The sequence below is a fragment of the Dyadobacter fermentans DSM 18053 genome (genome assembly GCF_000023125.1).
GTDB lineage: Bacteria > Bacteroidota > Bacteroidia > Cytophagales > Spirosomataceae > Dyadobacter > Dyadobacter fermentans.
The window spans coordinates 1,739,720-1,756,054 of record NC_013037.1 but is presented as its reverse complement, the minus strand read 5'-3'; the positions used below and the strand labels follow the sequence as shown (position 1 = coordinate 1,756,054).

Annotated in this window: 16 protein-coding genes; 4 read left to right on the top strand and 12 right to left on the bottom strand. The window is 53.3% G+C overall.

The window, feature by feature from the left end; all coding sequences use genetic code 11:
* Window positions 1-10: 10 nt before the first annotated feature.
* Both DFER_RS07285 and DFER_RS07280 read right to left on the bottom strand, forming a co-directional pair.
* A complete protein-coding gene (locus DFER_RS07285) occupies window positions 11-793 on the bottom strand; it encodes a hypothetical protein (RefSeq protein ID WP_015810978.1) in 783 nt (260 codons plus the stop codon).
* Between the two features lie 96 nt (window positions 794-889).
* Window positions 890-1,459 (bottom strand): hypothetical protein, encoded by a 570-nt coding sequence (locus DFER_RS07280; RefSeq protein ID WP_015810977.1) that lies wholly within the window; start codon window positions 1,457-1,459, stop codon window positions 890-892.
* Between the two features lie 256 nt (window positions 1,460-1,715).
* Between DFER_RS07280 and DFER_RS07275 the strand changes: the two genes are divergently transcribed.
* On the top strand, window positions 1,716-2,396 hold the full coding sequence (locus tag DFER_RS07275) for a metal-dependent hydrolase (protein WP_015810976.1): 681 nt from the start codon (window positions 1,716-1,718) through the stop codon (window positions 2,394-2,396).
* A gap of 162 nt (window positions 2,397-2,558) precedes the next feature.
* On the opposite strand, the gene DFER_RS07270 is transcribed toward DFER_RS07275, so the two are convergent.
* The 5 genes from DFER_RS07270 to DFER_RS07250 all read right to left on the bottom strand — a co-directional run bounded on the left by DFER_RS07270 (window position 2,559) and on the right by DFER_RS07250 (window position 6,884).
* Window positions 2,559-3,326, bottom strand: a complete 768-nt coding sequence (locus tag DFER_RS07270; protein WP_015810975.1) for a LytR/AlgR family response regulator transcription factor — start codon at window positions 3,324-3,326, stop codon at window positions 2,559-2,561.
* On the bottom strand, window positions 3,307-4,326 hold the full coding sequence (locus DFER_RS07265; RefSeq protein ID WP_015810974.1) for a sensor histidine kinase: 1,020 nt from the start codon (window positions 4,324-4,326) through the stop codon (window positions 3,307-3,309). The genes DFER_RS07270 and DFER_RS07265 overlap by 20 nt, the downstream gene beginning before the upstream one ends.
* A gap of 12 nt (window positions 4,327-4,338) precedes the next feature.
* Window positions 4,339-4,794: a hypothetical protein gene (locus tag DFER_RS07260; protein ID WP_015810973.1), complete on the bottom strand. Its 456-nt coding sequence runs from the start codon at window positions 4,792-4,794 to the stop codon at window positions 4,339-4,341.
* Between the two features lie 57 nt (window positions 4,795-4,851).
* Entirely contained in the window at window positions 4,852-5,796 is a 945-nt protein-coding gene (locus DFER_RS07255; protein WP_015810972.1) for a heme-binding domain-containing protein, read from the bottom strand.
* 164 nt (window positions 5,797-5,960) lie between these two features.
* On the bottom strand, window positions 5,961-6,884 hold the full coding sequence (locus DFER_RS07250; RefSeq protein ID WP_015810971.1) for a LysR family transcriptional regulator: 924 nt from the start codon (window positions 6,882-6,884) through the stop codon (window positions 5,961-5,963).
* A gap of 99 nt (window positions 6,885-6,983) precedes the next feature.
* Here DFER_RS07250 and DFER_RS07245 point away from each other — a divergent pair, with 99 nt between their 5' ends.
* Window positions 6,984-7,607, top strand: coding sequence for an NAD(P)H-dependent oxidoreductase (locus DFER_RS07245; RefSeq protein WP_015810970.1), 624 nt, complete (start codon window positions 6,984-6,986; stop codon window positions 7,605-7,607).
* Between the two features lie 40 nt (window positions 7,608-7,647).
* On the opposite strand, the gene DFER_RS07240 is transcribed toward DFER_RS07245, so the two are convergent.
* The 5 genes from DFER_RS07240 to DFER_RS07220 all read right to left on the bottom strand — a co-directional run bounded on the left by DFER_RS07240 (window position 7,648) and on the right by DFER_RS07220 (window position 12,101).
* Window positions 7,648-8,079, bottom strand: a complete 432-nt coding sequence (locus tag DFER_RS07240; protein ID WP_015810969.1) for an SRPBCC family protein — start codon at window positions 8,077-8,079, stop codon at window positions 7,648-7,650.
* Between the two features lie 60 nt (window positions 8,080-8,139).
* Window positions 8,140-8,472 (bottom strand): ArsR/SmtB family transcription factor, encoded by a 333-nt coding sequence (locus tag DFER_RS07235; RefSeq protein WP_222837311.1) that lies wholly within the window; start codon window positions 8,470-8,472, stop codon window positions 8,140-8,142.
* A gap of 145 nt (window positions 8,473-8,617) precedes the next feature.
* Window positions 8,618-11,026, bottom strand: coding sequence for a TonB-dependent receptor (locus DFER_RS07230; protein WP_015810967.1), 2,409 nt, complete (start codon window positions 11,024-11,026; stop codon window positions 8,618-8,620).
* A gap of 173 nt (window positions 11,027-11,199) precedes the next feature.
* Complete coding sequence (locus tag DFER_RS07225) at window positions 11,200-11,424, bottom strand: hypothetical protein (protein WP_015810966.1); 225 nt, start codon at window positions 11,422-11,424, stop codon at window positions 11,200-11,202.
* A gap of 89 nt (window positions 11,425-11,513) precedes the next feature.
* A complete protein-coding gene (locus DFER_RS07220) occupies window positions 11,514-12,101 on the bottom strand; it encodes a hypothetical protein (RefSeq protein ID WP_015810965.1) in 588 nt (195 codons plus the stop codon).
* 342 nt (window positions 12,102-12,443) lie between these two features.
* On the opposite strand from DFER_RS07220, the gene DFER_RS07215 reads away from it, so the two are divergent.
* Both DFER_RS07215 and DFER_RS07210 read left to right on the top strand, forming a co-directional pair.
* Window positions 12,444-12,848, top strand: a complete 405-nt coding sequence (locus DFER_RS07215) for a response regulator (RefSeq protein ID WP_015810964.1) — start codon at window positions 12,444-12,446, stop codon at window positions 12,846-12,848.
* A complete protein-coding gene (locus DFER_RS07210) occupies window positions 12,845-16,201 on the top strand; it encodes a sensor histidine kinase (RefSeq protein ID WP_015810963.1) in 3,357 nt (1,118 codons plus the stop codon). Before DFER_RS07215 ends, DFER_RS07210 begins: the two co-directional genes overlap by 4 nt.
* The last annotated feature ends 134 nt before the right edge of the window (window positions 16,202-16,335 follow it).

Here is a 16,335-nt window from a genome sequence, read left to right as displayed (position 1 = left end):
AAGAGGAGGATTATTCAATCTGTAAAGAAATGTTCGAGCCGAACAGATCTTTTTTCGTGTCGGCAATAATCACGCAGTCGTATTTTCCTTTGGGCACGTCGGCCACGGGGATTTCAAAAGTGTTGCATTGGCCGGGATACATCATCCGCGTGTTGGGCTGTGTTGTTTTCAGCTTGTTGCCTTTGCCGTCGTAAATTTCAAGGATCACATTCGTGCGTGCGGCGAACGTGCCGTTGTTTTTAAGCACCACTTTCAAAACCGACTGGTCGGCGGAGACTTTCTCATAGGCGACCTTTTCATAGGACAGCGCCGGCCCTTCCACCGGTCCGATGTCCACGATCACCTGGATAGCGTAACGTACTTTGGAACTCACCTGAATGCCCTTGTGCGCTTCTTCGCGCACGGGGTCGGCTACTTCCACCATGATCACCTCCCAGTAGGTGCCGGCAGCGCGGTTCGGATCGGCGTCGACCGTGTAGCGCAGGTCGTATTCCTCATTGGCGGCGATCACCCGTTCGTCGATATTCGTTTTCAGGGCCGTCCCAAGAGAGCGGTTGTGGCTGCCCACCTCGGGGTAGGCCGCCTGCTGGTCGCATTGCGAAAGGAGGTCCTGACGGTATACCAGTATACGAGCCTCTTTTCCACCTTCATTTTTGACCTTAATGATCCCCTGGACCTTGGTAGCGGCGGTGGGAATGCTGTGTTGGTGCGTCAGTCCGTTCAGGATCGCTATTGCGGCCCGGAGGTTTCCGGTCAGCAGGAGCATGCTGAGTAGGGCAATCCATTTCATCATTCGGAACAAGCTGGGCAAGCTGCCGGCCGGGCGGCTACCGCTGGCGGCCGGAGCGTTGCGTGGAGTCTGGTTTGTTACTGCTGATCGGATTGTTGCTTAGTTGTCGGCCAGCGTGTAAGTCACGGTGATCGTTGTCTCGTCCGAACGCAGGCTGGCGTAATTAGCATCGTCTGCTACGAACGAGTAGGTGAGCTGGTGGCCGCTGCTCGCTCCTGAGGCCGTGTAGGCGCTTCCAATGCCCGAAATGAGCGTTTGGTCGGTCGTCGACAGGGTAATTGTGCCCGCAGGGGTGCCTTTGGTGCCTGCGCCTGTTGCGGAAGCGGTGGCTGCTACCAGCTGGATGTCCACGCCATCGACTACGCCACTGGCTTTCACATTCACTTTCTTGGTGGTAGTGCCGGCCTGGATCGTTGTGTAATTGAGCCATGTAGTGCTAATGGCAGTCGGGGCCACGATTTTGTTACCGGCCTCGTCGTTAGCGGGCTTGGTAAAAGTGGCGGTCAGATTCTCGGTGTCCGAAGTTTCAAGGTCCAGCAGCGCTACCACGGGCACCACTACCGTCACCTGATGGTTATCGGTTTGAGTGTCCTGCGCCACAACCCGACCGGAAATCCCGGCCATCAACATCACGAGCAGTGAATAGACGAGGGTACTTCTGTTTTTCATAGAAATGAAAGAATTAAAATAGATGAATTGTACTGGTTTGTAAAATCACACAAATGTAGAAATACTTTTACATACCAACAAACTTTGCGAAAAAATTTTTTCTACAAGGCGTTGTGTTAGAGTGAGTTTACAGTGATGTGCCCGAAATGATAGAAATGGACGATTAAGCAGTCGTTATACGTTTACTGGTGTTTTATCCGCGGGATCATTTTGATCGCTCATGTGAGGAATGTATACTTACGCCAAAAACTGAACAATGAAAATTACCTATTATGGCCATTCCTGTTTTTCCGTCGTCGCGGGCGGCAAAACCATCCTGTTCGATCCCTTCATTTCGGGCAACGAACTTGCCAGCGGCATTAATCCCGACGACATCCGGGTCGACTATATTTTCGTATCGCACGGACATTTCGACCACTCGCACGACGTGGTGAGAATCGCCGGACATAATGACGCGATGGTGGTAGGGAGCTGGGAGCTGTACACGCATTTTGGTGCGCAGGGCTTGAAAAACGTGCACCCGCTCAACCCGGGCGGAAAATGGACGTTCGATTTCGGCACGGCCAAAGGCACCGCAGCCGTGCATTCGAGCAGCTTCCAGGACGGCAGCTATGCAGGCGTAGCCGAAGGTTTTGCATTCAAAACAGCCGACGGGAACTTCTATTACAGCGGCGACACCGCATTGACGCTCGATATGACGCTCGTTCCGAAATGGGCGCGGCTCGATTTCGCGGTATTGCCGATCGGCGATGTGCTCACGATGGGCATAGAGGATGCCATTGAAGCGGCCAAATTACTCGAAGTGACGCAGGTGCTCGGCGTGCATTACGATACTTTCGGGTTCATTAAAGTGGATAAGGCGCAGGCGATAGCGGCGTTCCGCGAAGCCGGGCTCACGCTTCATCTGCCGGAAATCGGAGAAACGATCACGATCTGAGGCGCAGGGCGGCAATTTTAATCTCATTTTAATTCCACTGCCCCGATCTTCACAATATATTTAGCAATCAATAACAGGTACGAATAGTGCGGTTATTGCTATTGAGTTATGTAGTCAAAAATCCATTGTCCTTATTATGGTCAATGGATTTTTTATGCCTGTTCACCGGTTTTCAAGCCAGCCGAGGAAATGGCTCACTTTCTCTTTTCCGATCAGCAGTTTCTCGGGTGTGGGGACGCTCAGCTTGATGTACAGCTTCCGCGAAAAGTAATGCTCCACTTCTTTCACCGCATCGAAATTGACCAGGTATTGCCGGTTCAGCCGGTAGAACTGCGCTGCGGCGACCGTCGCCTGCACGTCTTCCAGCGGCTGCGAAATGGTGTAATCTTGGTTTTCGAACGTCCGCAGCCAGGTGGTTTCATTGTGAATGTAGAAGAATGCGATCGTGTCGGTTTTAATGGTGATGTATTTATTTTGTTTAAAAACGAGAAAGGACTTTTTGCCTTCGGGCCCGGCGAGCCGTTTCAGCAGCATTTCCAGGTCGGGAATGAGCGGTTTTTCGCTTGAAAAATAGCTTTTCAACTGATCGAGCCTGGACAGCGCGCCCTCGATGTGCTCTTTTTTAAAAGGTTTGAGCAGGTAATCGATGCCATTGGCTTTAAATGCCTCGATCGCGTAATGGTCGTACGCTGTGCAGAATATCACCGGCGGCACCACTTTCACCGATTCGAAAATTTCGAAACACAAACCGTCGGATAGCTGAATGTCCATGAAGATCAGGTCGGGCTGCGGCATTTCGGTGAGGTAGGAAATGGCCCTTTCCACACTTTGGATCGTGGCGGCGATCTCCGCATCGGGCCGGAGCGTGGTAATCAGCTGCGCCAGCGAGCGTGCGGTTTTGATCTCGTCTTCAATGATTACGATTTTCATGGATAAGCGGTAGTTTGACGCGGAAATATTGCTGGTCATTTTCAACCTCGACGTGCTGTTTCAGCAGGTGGTAATAGCGCCGGTTGATATTGTCCAAACCAACTTCGGTGGAGTGCTCGGGGTTCTTTTTGAGCCGGAGCGGGTTTTCGACCGTTAACAGGCCGTCCTGCGCATACACTTTAATGTGGAGCGGGTAATCGAGGGAAACGACATTGTGCTTAATGCAATTCTCGACGAGCAGCTGCAATGTAAACGGGGGAATCCAGGTGTGGTAAACCTCCGCGGGAATCCGGTATTCGAGCTCGATCCCTTCCTCGAACCGGGCTTTCAGCAGGTACATATACGCGTCGAGGATCTCGGTTTCTTCCGCGAGCGTGATCAGGTCGAGTTTTCGGTTTTCTAATGTAAACCGGTAAAAATCAGATAGTTTTAGAATAAAGTCCACGCTGTTTTTGTCTTCCAGCTCCACCATGGATTTGAGGGTGCTCAGGCTGTTGAACAGGAAATGTGGGTTCACCTGCTGTTTCAGCAGCTCGTACTGCGCACCCAGGTTGTCGGCCTTGCTGCGTTCGAGTTCAAGGACCACCTGCTGGTTCCGGTGGGTTTGGTAGAGCAGGTGCAGCAGCATGTAGAAGATCAGGTTGATCATGATCCCGCGCACTTCGAACATCAGCACCACCGGCCCGAAATCCAAGGTAGGAATAAGCAGTTTCTGCGCGCCCACCATCAGGAACATGAGTATCAGGCCAATGGCTATGCTCCTGAACAGCAGCGGGTACGAAAAGCCCGTAGCGGAATGCTCCTTCGTGAACTTTGGCAGCGAGTAGATATTGAAATACCACACAAACAATGTGAACGAGGTGGTAATGAGCGCGCTCGTAACCGCCTCGAATGCATTGGGGTCCTTTTCAGCGATTTTCGGGACGGTGGTAAGCACGCCGAGCGACAGGGAGCTCAGCCACACGATCACCGCCGAAACCCTGAATGTCTTTTGTGCCATTATGGTTTGAGTTTACGGGAAAACGGATGCCCGCTGGGCAAATATAAAACTTATCCGCTCCGCATTGTCCGAAGGCGCACTTTTGCCGGTCGCGGGGCTGCGGTTTTCGATGGTGTAGTTAATCGCCGGGCCGGATGCACCGGGCCGCACGGTAACTGTTTCGATGGTTTTCAGTCCGCCGTTGATATCGCTCCCAAACCACAGCGGGTTGGATTTGAGGTCCCAGGTGACGAGCTTGAAAACCTCGCCCGGCATGTGGGCGGCCTGTTCCCCGCCGGCGTGTGCGAGGGCGTCGTCGTTGCCGTATAGCACCAAAATGATCCGCGTCCGCTCGTTGTAGAATGATGTGATGACGTGCATGCCGTGGTCGTCGAAAATGGTTTCGGGAGCGGGCGCCAGCTTGCGGGGCTCATGGCAGGCTGCGAAAGTGAATGTGCTGATAATAAGTGTGATAATGCGGTTTTTCATGAGAATATCTGGTTGTTTAATGAACTGACGGGCTATGGCGGCTGCTTCGGGGCCCGGTTACCTGGCGACCGGGCGCGTGGGAATGTCGAATACGAAACCGGTTTCGCTGGCGAGCTGGTGGCAGTTAATGCAGGTCGTCGCGAATGAGGCCTTCTGGCCCTGAGGTTTCAACTCGGGGCCATTGAATTTGGCAAAGCCCCAGCCTTCGGTATCGGTGAACTTTTTGGCGTCGCGCACCATCAATTGAATGTTGTTGAAACTGCCGGGCATGATGTTGCCGTCCTTGTCCGGTGCCTGACTGTTCCAAACGACCTTGACGATCACCGCACCGTCGGGCCAGGGGCGGATCTGGTCCTGTTCGAGGGCTTTCACGGCGATGTCGTTGCCGTAAATAATGCGGGAAGTGCCATTGTCGGGCCGGCCCGTGGTGCTGATCACCTTCCAGTTTTTGTAGTCGTCGATGTAACGGATACCGTTGACAGATGTCGGAACCGTTGTTGGCTTTTGCTTTCCGGCGATCCGCGCGGTGTCGCTTGCGGGCTGATGTGCGCGGGAGAGGTTGGTCACGTAGTTTTTCAGGATCGTGAGTTCGGCGGGCGTCACACGGGCCGACGGATGCGCGGCGGCATATGCAGGCAGCGGCATCCGGCCCGCGTCGATCATATTCACAATATACCAGAGCTTGCCTTCCTGCTCGCCTTTGGGAATGCTGTCCCATTCCGAAAAGTTGAAGCGCTTGCGGGCTTCCTCCACATCGGCAGCGACTTTATAGGAAAAGGGAGCGATTTTGTCGTACCAACGCAGGTTGGATTCATTGGAATGGCAATCGTAGCACGAGCGTTTCAGGATGCGGGTCACTTCTTCGGGCCCGTGAAACTCGGAGGTTACCGGCGGGTTTTCGACTTTGGGGCTATTGGCCTGCAACACGGCGAAGCCGGTAAACAGAACGCCGGCGAGGATGGTAGCGGCGGAGCGGAATCGGTTGCGTTTTGGGGTGTCCATTTCGATTGGTTTTTTCCCAAAACTAGCGCCGCAGCGAGGCGGCGGGAATCAGAAAATGGTTGAACTGGACACTTCGGCCTCCGAAATAGACACGGCCAAGGGCGGGTAGGGCCGGTGGTGCAGGAAACGCGCCGCAAGTTCCGCTCGCGCGCCGGGCATGCGCGTCAGGCTACGGACAGCACAGCCGGCGCTTTCCATTTGCTGATGAACAGTTCCTGCAATTGTGCGATCTCCTGCTGGTAAATGGTCTTCTTGCGCGTTCCGAAGTACAGCGTGTTCTCCATAGGTGTGGTGCCTTCCCAAACCAGCACGATCTGGCCGGCCTCGATGGCCTCTACGCACAGGAAGTGCGGCACGATGGAGAAACCCTCGCCGTCGCTGAGGCAACGGATGATCGAGCAAATGTTGGGTACGATGTAGTTGGGGCGGAAATCGGGGTGCTGGTCGAAGTTTTTGAGCCAGAAATTTTTCAAATGCTCCATATCGGCGGCCGTACTGTACCAGGTTTGCTGTTTGAGCCAGTTGGCTGCTTCCGTTTTCCGGGGCTGGTGCAGCAGGTCTTGGAGCGCGCCGGTGTCGGTGCGGCTGCCGGCGATCAGCACGATCCGTTCTTTGGAGAATGCTTTGTATTGCAGGTTCTGCTGCTGGCCCTGGTGCGGGGTCACGATCAGGTCGAGCAGGCCGTTGTCGAGGTCCTGCTGCATTTGCGGATATTCCCCAAATTTGATGATCAGGTTGAACGGCAAAGTGGAAATATGCTCTTCAAGCGTGTACTGGAATGTCTCGAAGCACATTCCCACACTGATAGTCGCCCGTTCGGACTTGGAGCTTTTGTGAAAATGCTGCTCCACGGCTTCCAGCTTGTGCAGCGGGTCGAGCACGAAGTTATACAGCACCTTCCCCTTTTCGGTAGGCACCATTTTCCTGGGCGAGCGGTCGAACAGCTTGTGGCCCGTGTACGCTTCCAGCGAATTCAAATGCAGGCTTACACCCGGCTGTGAGATGAAAAGCTCCTGCGCCGCCGCAGAGAGCGTGCCGGTTTCATATATCGCCTTGAACGTGCGCAGCCATTCCAGATTGAGTTGCATAGCTATCTATAAGTTTTATAATACAAATGTACTATTTAAGTTATTTTGATAATGCATTCAATCGCCGGAAATTTGTGGTGTTCAAATTTAAATACAACTATGAAAAAGATATTTGTCATTAACGGCGGCCAGCATTTCGCGCATTCGGGAGGAAAATTCAACCACACGCTCATGGGCCTAGACCAGGCATTTTTTACAGCTGGAAATGGCTTTCAATTGCAAGTAACCGATATTAATCGGCCCTATAATCCGGATGAGGAGGTGCAAAAATTCGTTTGGGCGGACATAGTCGTATACCACACGCCGGTGTGGTGGTTTTCCATGCCATATAAATTAAAGGAGTACATAGACATCGTCTTTACGGCCGGTCACCGCAAGGGGATTTACCGCAGTGATGGCCGGAAAAACGACAACCCGGCCATCAACTACGGCACCGGTGGCATGCTGCACGGCCGGAAATATATGCTTACCACCACCTGGAACGCACCCGAAACCGCATTCACATTGCCCGGCGAGTTTTTCCGCGAGCATTCGGTGGACGACGGCGTGATGTTCGGTTTTCACCGGATGAACGCATTCACCGGAATGGAGCCGCTCGAAAGCTTCCATTTCCACGATCTCGAAAAGAACGCGACGCCGGAGCGCATCGAAGCCTATAAAAATCAGTATCTGACGCACCTGGCCGGTGTTTTCAGCAATCTGGAAATCGCATGCGAAGCCTGAGCGACGTTCGCTCCGGGATGTGGCCGGGCAGGCGCACCGCCTAACCTTCCTGCTCCACAAATGCGGCCAGACTTTTGCCAATAATGTGGTTCCAGCCAGCGGAGAAGCTTTCCGGTGCGAAGTCCGGATGATCTTTGGGGAAGGTGTGGAGGCCTTTGTGCGTGAGCCGTAAGCGCGTTTTTTCGCCCTCGGGAATGAGTTCGAAACTCACCTCGGAGTCACCCGGGTAGTCGGCGTAGCGCCAGGAGTAGCTGAGCCTGCGGTTTTGCTCCACCTCCGTGACTTTGCACAGGTGGCGGTATTCCCGGTCCTCGCTGCCTGCTGTAAACTCGAATTCGAACCCGGTTTCCGCTTTGAAATCCGGAATGTCGAAATACCAGTTTTTCATCTCGCCGGCGTCGGTGATCGCGCGCCAAATGCGTGCTGGCGGGGCATTGAGTACTTTTTCTAAAACAAATGGTTCAAAAGCCATGGTTTGATTGATTAAGTTGAAAGAAATAATTGTTGAAACTGGTTTTTAATGAGTTGATTGTCAAGGTTTTTCTTCCGGGGTGTCTTCGTCGAGATAGCGTTCCAATGCATCGAGCTTCTCGGTCCAGAACTTTTTGTAGGTATTGGCCCAGTCCGAAACTTCTTTGAGCCCTTTCAGGTCGGCCTGGCAGAATGTCTCCCGGCCGCGGGTTTCCACGCTTACCAGCCCGCATTCGGTGAGGATGCGGATGTGCTTCGCAACGGCCGGACGGCTGATCGGGAAATGGTCGGCTACATTGTTCAGGTTCAATGTCTTGCGGGCTAGCAAATGGATGATCTCGCGACGGGTAGGGTCGGAAATGGCCTGGAAAACATCGCGACGGATTTGGTTCATGGTTGACAGAAACGGGTTAAAATGAAAAATGGAAACCGTTTGGTTTCCAAATATAAATGAAACCATATGGTTTCCAAAAGAAAGGTCCGGATTTTTTCGAAAATCCGGACCTCAATATTGTGATATAACTTTAATGTATTGATTATCAATTATTTCCTTCGCCTGCTTTTTTATCGTCGTTGCTGATCCGTTTCTTTTGTCGCTGGCTGCCCGACATTTGCCCGAACTCATATTTGAGGTTCAGGCGCCAGCCGCGGCGGTACATGGCGATGTCCTGCGTTTGCAGGAAGTTTGCGCCCACAAACTCATTCCGCCACTTGATGGTGCGGTTGAAGGGGTTGTCGAAACCGAAGCCGATGGTTCCTTTCTTTTTGAGCACCTCTTTTTGCAACACCATATTATAGAACCCGAAACCGCCGTAACTGCCTTGCAGGTTCACGCGCGGTGAGTTGTAAAACCCGAATAGCTGCGCCTTGATGCCCTTTCCGAAATCAATGGTTGAATTGAGGTTGATCCGGTACATCCAGTCGGCATTGCGGGTTTTGAGCTCGGCGCTTTCGAGGATATTGTAAAATACGTTAAGCGAGCCGTTGACGGTCCATTGCTTCATGAGCTTCGTGTTCGCGCTGAGGTTGAGGCCGTAGGCGGAATTCTCGGCGACGTTCTGGAAAATCTGCCGCAACACACCGGCGCTGTCCACAGTGCTGATGCTCTCGATCGCATTGTTGGTTTTGCGTAAAAAGAAAGAAGCATTAATGCTCGTTTGTTTGATCGAAACGCTGTAATTCGCTTCTACCGAATGCGTTAGCTCTGGTTTCAGGTAGGGATTGCCGCCGTACTGGTTTTTCGAATCGGCCTGGTTCACGTAGGGATTGAGGTAGTAGAACTGCGGTCGCTGGATGCGCTGCGTGTAGCTCATGCGGATCTGCTGGTTCTTTTTCAGGCTGCGCGACAGGCTGACACTCGGGATGATATTGCCATAATTGTTTGAAAATGAAGCGGCGCCATTGAGAAAGTCGGCCTGGATGAATGTGTGCTCGTAACGCGCGCCGAGATTGATACCCCATCCTTTTTTGGGCGTGCGGTTATAAACGAGGTAAGCGGAGGTCACTTGCTGGGCGTAGTCGAACACGTTGGCCTGCTCGGGAATGTCGCGGAAATCGTCCGAGCCGTCTATGGCGCTGGATATACGGTAGTCGCTCAGGATTTTGCGGAAAATCGTTTTCGTGCCTGTTTCGAGCGTACTGATGCTGTCGAGCGGGTTCGTGAAATCGAGCTGGATTGTTCCTTCCTTGTTGTTGCTGATGTTGTAGCTTTTTTCGCGGTAGTAAATGCTGTTGCTGCGGTTCAGCAGGTCGGAGTCGTAATCGCTGTCTTCGCCTTCGAACGAGTACATCATGAGCAATGTGAGCTCTTTTTTAGGTTTTTTGAACAAACGCGTATAGTCGAGGTTGATCGTCGAGCCCTGCCAGTCGTAGGTCCGCCTCATGTTGCGCTTGAAAAACTGGCCCGGCACGCTCATGCTGCTTTCCTCGAAAACAATATCGAACCAGTTGGTATTGATGCCGTTATAATAGTTGAGCCCGGCGCCGATGCGGTTGAGCGAATCGATATCCCAGTCGGCATTAAACGTGCCGTACACATTCTGCCCGCGGCCGCGCACCCATTGCGATTGCTCCTGGTTGGTGACCGTATCCGCGTTCGTAAATGCGCGCGATTGCATGATAAACCGTTTATTTTTCCAGTTGCTGAACCCGCCGTTGGCCGAGAGCGTAAGCCCCTTCACGCGGTGACTGATGGTCGCATTGGGCCAATTGTTCCATTGTCCGAAATTGGGGCTGATGGAGCCGTTCGTGCCTTTCAGGGTGTTCTTTTTGGTAATGATATTAATAATGCCCGCCGTTCCTTCTGCGTCGTATTTGGCAGAAGGTGAGGTGATTACTTCCACTTGCTTGATAATGTCGGCCGGAATCTGTTTCAATGCTTCCGAAACGCTGCGTGCCACGATGTTGGAAGGCTTGTTGTTGATCAGTACTTTGATGTTCGAGCTTCCGCGCAGCTGCACATTGCCCTCGATATCGACTGCTATGGAAGGGATTTTCCTGAGCACGTCCGTCGCATCGCCGCCTTTGATGCTAATGTCTTTCTCCGCATTATAAACCATCCGGTCCGAACGCTCTTCGAACAGTGCTTTTTGCTCACTAACCGTCACTTCTTTCAAGTCTTGCGCCGCGGCAACCAGTTTAATCACACCGAGTTCGATATCCTCTCCCTTGTCGGCATGAACCGGACCAAAGGTTTTGGTAGTATAACCCATGAGGGAGGCCTGTACAATGTAAATGCCCGGTGAAACTTTGGCGAACACGAACCTTCCCTTCGAATCGGCGGTGACGCCTTCGGTGATTTTGCCGTCTTTCATCAATGCGACCGTCGCAAATTCGATCGGTTTAGCTGCCGTGGAATCCATCAGCAGGCCCGAAATGCGCACGTGCTGCGCCGATAGAAAATGCATGGTGAGGGCCAGAATGGCCAGGGTGAGTAGGGGTGTTTTCATACATGGCTGTTTAACGACTGTTCGATTTGCGTCCACTGGGATGCCTGGGCATCTCAATGCAACGCAATGACGATCAAGTTTCCGTAACGTTGCACGGAAAAAGAAAAAAGGCCCGCGAGGGCCTTTGTCAGTCTGTTAATCAACCTGTAATTTCCCAGGAAGCCGCTGTGGGACTAAGCCCGCTGGGCCTCGAAAGGCCGCTGGTCGTGGCGAACGTCGGCGGCCAGACCGGCAATGTAGGCGATTCCTTCCTGCCCGTACCGCGCAGCCTGCGCGGGCGTGAGCCGGATGGCAAAGTCGTACATGCCCACACCGCCACACACGACCGAAAGGACGTAGCTCCCCGGCTGCTCCTCCGACAAAGTGTAATTCCAGGCCTCTTTGGCAATTTCTTTCATTTAAAAATAGCGTTATGCGGGGCTGAATATACGTCGTAAAAAACGGAATGGCGGCGCGTCGCCCAACGCGCCGCCTCCTTTTTCATGGGTTATAGTGGTGTCTCAGTGTATTTTCCTTTCGGAATGCGGTTTACAACGGCCTCGGAATAGCCCGTCGGCAAATGCCCGCCCGGGAGCCATAAGCTGTTGGCGCCCATTTCGTTGCCGGTAGGCAGGCGCACGTTCAGCGTTTTCGGGTCGGGGATCGAAATCCGTACCATTTCCTTGCCTTTCCAGCTGTCGGCAGGGATGCCCAATTCTTTCTCAATTTTGCTGATGTCCTTTCCGGTTTTGGTGAGCATTGCGTCCATTTCCGCTTTGGTCATCACAAACTGGGTGTTGTCGGGATAGCCGAGTGTGTCGCGGCCGTAGTCGTCCAATGCTTTTTTCGTAACGAGGTAGGTGGCTCCGCCGGCGAATTGGGCGAGGTGGAAGTTGATATACTTTTCATCCAGGTACACCGATGGCGCCGGGCGTTGCCCCTTGGCAATGTCGAGCACCTTTTGCGCGTTCCAGCCGTCCTTCCAGGAATCTTCCAGGCGGATCGTCTCGGGGGTTTTGTCATCATCGTCGCCGCACGACATGGATACGGCCGTCATGAGCATGAGCAGCCACAAGCGAAGGAAATTTTTCTTCATGGATAATAGGTGTTGGGAAACAATTGTTGTGTCCGCAAGTATACAGAAAAGTTAATTAATTCGATACTTGTAGTATTTATTTTGAATTATTACTACAAAAATGGTCGACTTTTCCCCGATATTGGACATACGTGCAAATTTTTCCCAACACTGAGGCGCGTTCAGGCAGGTACCCTGATGCTCGCCGAATCACGGGCCGTTTAATCGGTTGATCTGGCAATGCGGAATCTCAGCCGGTCAATGGAATAACTTTTGCAGTTACAAAATTAACGCCTATAATGTGCCGGTCACCGACGTATATGCAATGCAGGTGGAAACGGACAGCGCTGATTAAGTTAAGAAATGAAGACACCCGGAAATATTTCGATTCTCCTGGTAGATGATGATATCGACGACCAGGAAATTTTCCTCCTCACAATTCAGGACACAGGCACGAATGTAGCCTGCGATTTCGCATGCGATGGCATCCAGGCGCTCCAAAAGCTGGGCGAGCCTGCCTACAAGCCCAATCTGATTTTTATAGATATCAACATGCCTAAAATGAACGGCATGGAACTGCTCGCCGAATTGAAACAAAACCCACGGCTGGACGGAACGCCGATCTATATGTATTCGACGTCGGACCAGCGGGAGATCGTGACGCGGTGCATGGAGCTGGGGGCATCGGGGTTTATGAAGAAGAGTCCGGATATTGAAGAGCTCAGAAGAGATTTTATAAATGTGATCGATAAAAGGACTGCCATATGACCGACCCGAGGGAACAAACCGCATTGGAATTTCTGGCGGGTGGTGGTGAAATGGGACGGCGCATACGGGAATTCGATTGGTCGGCTACTGAACTGGGGAGTCCGGGCGGCTGGCCGCAGAGCCTGAGAACGTGTATCCGCATCATGCTCAGCTCTAAACAGCCCATCTGGATAGGATGGGGGCCCAATTTGCTGAAATTTTACAACGACGCTTACATTGATATAGTCCGGGGAAAGCATCCGCACGCACTCGGTGACCCGGCATCGGTGGTGTGGAAAGACATCTGGAAAGAGATAGAACCGATGTTGTCGCGGGCAATGCAGCGCGATGAGGGCACTTATGTGGAATCCCGGCTGCTGATCATGGTCCGAAGCGGTTTTCCCGAGGAAACTTATTATACATTCTCCTACACACCCGTGCTGGGCGACGACGGCCGCCCAGCCGGCATCATTTGCTACAACACCGCCGATACCGAACGCATTCTCAGCGAGCGCGCGCTCAAAACCATGCAGCAGCTCGATACGCTGGGCGAAAGGAAGCGCGAAGGGGAGGTTTTCGCCCAGGTAGGCCGGGCATTGTCGGCCAACGTGCTGGACTTTCCTTTTGCAGTATTGTATAAAATCTCCGAGGACGGCGAGCGCGCCGATCTCGTGGCCACTTCGGGCGTGGAGGGAACGGACAGCCGGCTCGACGCGCAAATCCGGCTATCGGAAGATGCCGGGCGCTATGTGCATTTCGCCCGCGCCGTGGAGGATAACAAAGCCACCGAAGCCCTCAACCGCGGACAATGGGAGGATCTTGCAAGGGGCGGCTGGGATGTAGCGCCGAAGTATGTGGCTTACCTGCCCATCCAGTCGGCTAGCCGCAAGTATCCGCTGGCATTGCTCGCGGTGGGATTGAACCCCTACCGAAAGCTGGATGAGGCCTACCGGAACTTCCTGCAACAGATCGCCGACCGCATTGCGCTGGGCCTCGGCAATGTGATGGCCTACGAAGAAGAACAGCGGCGGCTGCGTGCGCTGGAAGAGCTGGACAAGGCCAAGACCTTGTTTTTTACCAATATCAGCCACGAGTTCCGCACGCCGCTCATGCTCATGCTCGGTCCGCTTGAAGAATTGCTCCGCCTCAATGCGCCCGAATGGTCGGAAGCGGAAAAAGCCAAAGTGGAAGTGACCCACCGCAATGCGCTGCGTTTGCTGAAACTCGTGAATACGCTCCTGGATTTCAGCAGAATGGAAGGCGGCCGCGGCCACGCACGGTTTGTGCGGACGGACCTGGCGGCTTACACCCAAAACCTGGCTTCCAATTTCCGTTCGGTGATCGAAAAGGCGGGTATGCAGTTCGAGGTGAAGGTGGCCGGGGATGAATGCGATGCGTACGTAGACCGGCCGATGTGGGAGAAAGTGGTTTTCAATCTTTTGTCCAATGCATTCAAATATACCCTGGAAGGCACGATCACACTGGAACTGAGCGCGGAGGAGAAGGCCGTACGGCTGGCGGTAAGCGATACGGGCGTGGGCATTCCCGCGCATGAGCTTCCGCATGTGTTCGAGCGTTTTCACCGCGTGCAAAACTCGGCCGGGCGTACCTACGAAGGCACCGGCATAGGCTTGTCGCTGATCCGGGAACTGGTGCATTTGCACGGAGGCGACATTGGCGTGGAGAGCATGGAGGGCAAAGGCAGTCGCTTCACAGTAACCGTGCCGCTTGGCAACAAGCACCTGGACGCGTCGCAAGTGTTCGAAACAGACCCGGAAATGGCCGAGGCGATCTCCGATTTTTATATCAAAGAAGCTGAAACGCTGCTGGCTGCGGGGCAATTTGCCGCCCGAAGCGACAAGTCGTGCGACAATGGCGGCAAAAATTGCGTCCTGATTGCCGACGACAATGCCGACATGCGCCAGCACATCCAGTCGCTCTTGGGCAGCGAATACGATACCTTAACCGCTTCCAATGGCGTGGAAGCCCTCGAAATCATCCGGCGGCACCGGCCGGCGCTCGTGTTGAGCGATGTGATGATGCCCGAAATGGACGGAATTGCATTGTTAAAGGCCGTGAAAAATGATCCGGTGATCGCCCAAACGCCCATTATCCTGATCACCGCCCGGGCAGGAGAGGAGTCGAGGATCGAGGGGATCGAGATCGGTGCGGATGATTACATTGTAAAGCCGTTTTCGAGCAGGGAGCTCATCGTGCGGGCGCAGGCGCAAATGCGCATGTCGAGCGCGCGGAGCAAGATCGAAGCGAGCGAAAAGCAGTTCAGGACGCTCACGGAAACATTACCCCAGCTGGTGTGGATGACCGACGAAAAAGGCCATGTGCTTTTCGCTTCGGGGCGATGGATGGAATATTCGGGTGTGGCGCCGACAGACGAGCATTCCTGGCGGCAGATCGTCCACCCGGACGACCTTGAAGCCATTTCAGAAAGCTGGGCATACAGCCTGGCAACAGGCGCAGGCTACAAGGCGGAAGTGCGCCTGCGAAGCAAAACCGGCGAATACCGCTGGCATTCCGGCATCGGAGAGCCCATTCGCGACGAAATGGGCAGCATTATCAACTGGATCGGCGCGTTTTCCGATTCGCACGACCAGCGCATTTTCACGGAGGAACTCGAACGAAAAGTGGACCAGCGGACACAAGACCTGCTCCATGCCAACAAAGAACTGGAATCGTTCAACTACGTGGCCAGCCACGACCTTCAGGAGCCGCTGCGCAAGATCCAGACATTCATTCACCTCATCGAACGCAACGATTTCGATAGCGACCTTTCGAAGGGTTATTTCAAGAAAATTTACCTCGCATCGCAGCGTATGGGCGAGCTGATCCAGTCGGTACTGTCGTACAGCCGTCTTTCCGAAAATGGCGAAAACTTGCAACTGGTGGATTTGAACAAGGTCATCGACGACATTCGCGTGGATTTCGAGCTGGCGATCGAGGAAAAGCAGGCGGCGGTGGTGTGCGAAAACCTGCCCGTGCTCCGCGCCAATGTGCTGCAAATGAACCAGCTGTTTTCCAATCTTATCAGCAACTCGCTCAAATTCTCGAACGGAAAGCCCGAAATCCGGATCACCGGCCGCCGCGAGGCCGGACGGGACATCCCGCTTGCCGGTACCGGGCCGCGCGAAGGCGACTATTACCACATCACGATCCGGGACAACGGGATCGGCTTCGAGCCGGAGTTTAGTGAGAAGATATTCGCGCTGTTTCAGCGGCTACACCGCAGGCAGGAATATGCCGGAACGGGAATCGGGCTGAGCATTGTCAAGAAAATCATTGAGCAGCACAATGGCTACGTTTCTGCCGAATCACACCCAGGCGAAGGGGCTGTTTTTCACCTGTGGTTGCCCGCGTAATTGCTATGTAACCAGCCATTTATGTATCAAAACATGCCAATATTGCATAACAATATGCCAATATATGGTGAGATTTATTAGTGAAATTGTTCTATTTGAACATTTTTTAGTATTTTTGGACAAAGCAAAAATCC

What these genes read in the sequence shown, in the direction of transcription:
- DFER_RS07285 (WP_015810978.1), bottom strand. Translation starts at nt 793, where the DNA reads ATGATGAAATGGATTGCCCTACTCAGCATGCTCCTGCTGACCGGAAAC.
- DFER_RS07280 (WP_015810977.1), bottom strand. Translation starts at nt 1,459, where the DNA reads ATGAAAAACAGAAGTACCCTCGTCTATTCACTGCTCGTGATGTTGATG.
- DFER_RS07275 (WP_015810976.1), top strand. Translation starts at nt 1,716, where the DNA reads ATGAAAATTACCTATTATGGCCATTCCTGTTTTTCCGTCGTCGCGGGC.
- DFER_RS07270 (WP_015810975.1), bottom strand. Translation starts at nt 3,326, where the DNA reads ATGAAAATCGTAATCATTGAAGACGAGATCAAAACCGCACGCTCGCTG.
- DFER_RS07265 (WP_015810974.1), bottom strand. Translation starts at nt 4,326, where the DNA reads ATGGCACAAAAGACATTCAGGGTTTCGGCGGTGATCGTGTGGCTGAGC.
- DFER_RS07260 (WP_015810973.1), bottom strand. Translation starts at nt 4,794, where the DNA reads ATGAAAAACCGCATTATCACACTTATTATCAGCACATTCACTTTCGCA.
- DFER_RS07255 (WP_015810972.1), bottom strand. Translation starts at nt 5,796, where the DNA reads ATGGACACCCCAAAACGCAACCGATTCCGCTCCGCCGCTACCATCCTC.
- DFER_RS07250 (WP_015810971.1), bottom strand. Translation starts at nt 6,884, where the DNA reads ATGCAACTCAATCTGGAATGGCTGCGCACGTTCAAGGCGATATATGAA.
- DFER_RS07245 (WP_015810970.1), top strand. Translation starts at nt 6,984, where the DNA reads ATGAAAAAGATATTTGTCATTAACGGCGGCCAGCATTTCGCGCATTCG.
- DFER_RS07240 (WP_015810969.1), bottom strand. Translation starts at nt 8,079, where the DNA reads ATGGCTTTTGAACCATTTGTTTTAGAAAAAGTACTCAATGCCCCGCCA.
- DFER_RS07235 (WP_222837311.1), bottom strand. Translation starts at nt 8,472, where the DNA reads ATGAACCAAATCCGTCGCGATGTTTTCCAGGCCATTTCCGACCCTACC.
- DFER_RS07230 (WP_015810967.1), bottom strand. Translation starts at nt 11,026, where the DNA reads ATGAAAACACCCCTACTCACCCTGGCCATTCTGGCCCTCACCATGCAT.
- DFER_RS07225 (WP_015810966.1), bottom strand. Translation starts at nt 11,424, where the DNA reads ATGAAAGAAATTGCCAAAGAGGCCTGGAATTACACTTTGTCGGAGGAG.
- DFER_RS07220 (WP_015810965.1), bottom strand. Translation starts at nt 12,101, where the DNA reads ATGAAGAAAAATTTCCTTCGCTTGTGGCTGCTCATGCTCATGACGGCC.
- DFER_RS07215 (WP_015810964.1), top strand. Translation starts at nt 12,444, where the DNA reads ATGAAGACACCCGGAAATATTTCGATTCTCCTGGTAGATGATGATATC.
- DFER_RS07210 (WP_015810963.1), top strand. Translation starts at nt 12,845, where the DNA reads ATGACCGACCCGAGGGAACAAACCGCATTGGAATTTCTGGCGGGTGGT.